This is a genomic window from Azospirillum griseum (assembly GCF_003966125.1).
GTDB classification, from domain to species: domain Bacteria; phylum Pseudomonadota; class Alphaproteobacteria; order Azospirillales; family Azospirillaceae; genus Azospirillum; species Azospirillum griseum.
This window is the reverse complement of the sequence record NZ_RXMA01000078.1, coordinates 1-2466: the sequence shown is the minus strand read 5'-3', so window position 1 is coordinate 2466 and position 2466 is coordinate 1. Positions and strand designations below refer to the sequence as shown.

General features: G+C 58.0%; 3 protein-coding genes. All 3 read left to right on the top strand.

What is annotated here, in order from left to right; translation table 11 throughout:
• Positions 1-197: hypothetical protein (locus EJ903_RS27495; RefSeq protein ID WP_210211573.1), on the top strand; the 197-nt coding region annotated here is incomplete at its 5' end.
• Positions 198-499: 302 nt separating this feature from the next.
• The gene (locus EJ903_RS26090) at positions 500-1486 is read left to right on the top strand and encodes a hypothetical protein (RefSeq protein ID WP_126620788.1); all 987 of its coding nucleotides are present in this window, start codon (positions 500-502) and stop codon (positions 1484-1486) included.
• Positions 1487-1651: 165 nt separating this feature from the next.
• Entirely contained in the window at positions 1652-2149 is a 498-nt protein-coding gene (locus tag EJ903_RS26085; RefSeq protein ID WP_281274776.1) for a winged helix-turn-helix domain-containing protein, read from the top strand.
• Positions 2150-2466 lie beyond the last annotated feature (317 nt).

The window sequence follows — 2466 nt, the reverse complement described above, 5'->3', positions numbered from 1 at the left end:
CGCTCCAGCGGATCCCCGCTCTTGCTCAACTCCGCATAGCGATCCTGAAGATCAAACAGCCCAGCTTGACCGGCCATGCTTCCCCCCCGCCTGCAAAACAAGGGAATCACCAGAACGCCGAACACGCTAAAGTTTTGCAAGGTGTCCAATCGGCGCTTGGTTACAAAAGCCCATGCGATTTCGAGGCGGCGGCATAACCAACAAGCCGAAGGCTCTCCACTTTTCCAAGGCAACTCCACTCCTCCGGCTGACGCAGCCGGACAACCTTGCTATTCTCAATCCATGGCGTATCGCTCCCTCGTGGAGGTTCTGGCAGGTTTCGTCACCCACCTTGATGCGCCGCCCTAATCACACCGTCATCACCCAGATTCTCGCATAGCTCTCAAAATGCCGCGCATGCCTCCTGTGACTCACAGTGAAAATGCCGTTCCGGGGAGAAGCTGGGTAGTGTACAATATTTTCAGTCACTTTCTGTACAATATTAAGTTGTTGAGGAAACATGAGCATTTCAGAAGATTTCCTGCATCGCAAACCTCTTATGGATAAGGTAATGGTAAATAAATCTCCGTTTCCTTATCTTTTTGCAGACCATGTGATTGGAGATGATATCATTGAGAAAATGTTGACTCATTGGCCGACAGGAGAGGAGCAGACGCCCGAAGGTTACAATGAAGGTGTATATATTCACCATGTCGGCATGGATGGCGCTTACAACTTCTTCCCGAACATGTCATTGGATAGAAGAGAGTTCTGGAACGGTTGTACTGAGGATGTTCTCAAGCCGATCGTTGAAGATGCGCTTAGCCGCCTTCTCCCGTCACTGGATTGGGTCCGCCTACAGGATCTGGCAAACCACCCCGATATTCGTATTCAGCATTTGATGCTTATGGAATCCCGGCGCGGATACCGTCCCCACCCGGCACATACGCACTTTTGCCACAGCCCTCATTGGCTGATGACGTTGCTGATCTACCTGGATGATGCCAGCGAGAGCGACCGTGGGACCCGTATCGTCGAGTTCCTGCCTTCCAGGCAATCGGCGGACGATCTTGCAACGGTCTGCGCGCGGATTGACGAGCATTTCTATCTGACCCCCGATCCGCTCCAACACGCTGGTAACGTCAGACTGCATGAAGTGCCCTTCAGCAGAGGCTCCGTTCTGGCTTTTCTGGAAACCCCCGATGCGGTCCATGCGGGGCCGCCACTGGAACGGGCGGCTCGAACCGGTGCCCGGCGGCGCTTGGTGCGCATGCATATTTCTGCTCATCCTGAGATGGTTCAGCGATCCTTTGGTGTGCCACATGCAGACTTCAGCTCCCTTGCCAAGGATCCGGCTGCTCAGTCTGGAGCGGTCTATGAGATTTACCGCCGCGTTATGGAGCGTCCTGGTTTGGATGGTAACGGACCATCACATCTATCGGTCGGAGTGGACTTCAGTCAGCAGGGGCTGAACGGGATTGTCCACATAGAGGACCCCATACAGTAAGCCTGCAGGAGACAAGATCCATTGATCCAAGGTGCCGTCCCGGGACCTTGGATCAATGGATACGCCAATATCCGTCGCGTGTTTGCCCTACGTCAGCCACAATCCGTGATGTGATACCGGCGAGCGAAAGCGCTGACTCATTGAGGGGGATTCCCAAGCCCTGCAATCCGTGATTGGCTTCGCCATCGCGAATGGGGAGGAGCGCATGCCAGCGGCGTTGCCGATCCGGTACGACCTGAGCGCCAGCGAGTTGCGGGCCTTGGCGCGGGGGAGAGCAAAGGGCGGGTGGCGGCGCGGCTGGCCGGCATGGACCGCCAAGCCTTGCGCGACGCGGTGGTGCGCTACAACGCCGAAGGCGTGGACGGGCTCCATGATCGTCCGCTGCCCGGCCGGTCGGAATGGCTGAGCGAGGGCGAACAGGCAACGCTCAAGTCCATCATCTTGGCCGGTCCCGATCCCAAGCGGCACGGCTGCGTGGAGTGGACCCTGCCGATCCTGTGCGAGGTGATCGCCGAACGCTTCGCCAAGACGCTGCATCCGGCCAGCCTGTCGCGCATCGTGCGTCGGCTGAACCTGTCGAAGCAGAAGACGCGGCCCCGCCATCCCCAGTCCGACGCCAAGGCCCAGGCCGCCTTCCCAAAAAGGGGCTGCGCGAAGCCCTGAAGGCCGCAGCCGCCGCGCACCCTGAACGCCGCCTCCAGCTCTGGTTCCAGGATGAAGCCCGCATCGGACCACCTCGCTAAACCGGCTTTGAGTGCCTGTTGAGGCTTCCGCGAGGGTCACGCTGGTAGGAACCCAGGGATTTTCGGGGGTTGATGTCCTGATTTTGGCTGGAAATGTGGAAATATGTGGGGGTTTTGGCGCTATACGGGCACAGTTCGCCCCTCGAGCCAGATCAAGCGTCGGAAATTGTAGGCGAGGTTGGCGATGCCGATCTTCACCGTGGCGCGCCCAAGGCCGATGGTGCGGATGAACAGCGC

Coding starts and splice junctions, on each gene's coding strand:
- EJ903_RS26090 (WP_126620788.1), top strand. CDS start 500: ATGAGCATTTCAGAAGATTTCCTGCATCGCAAACCTCTTATGGATAAG.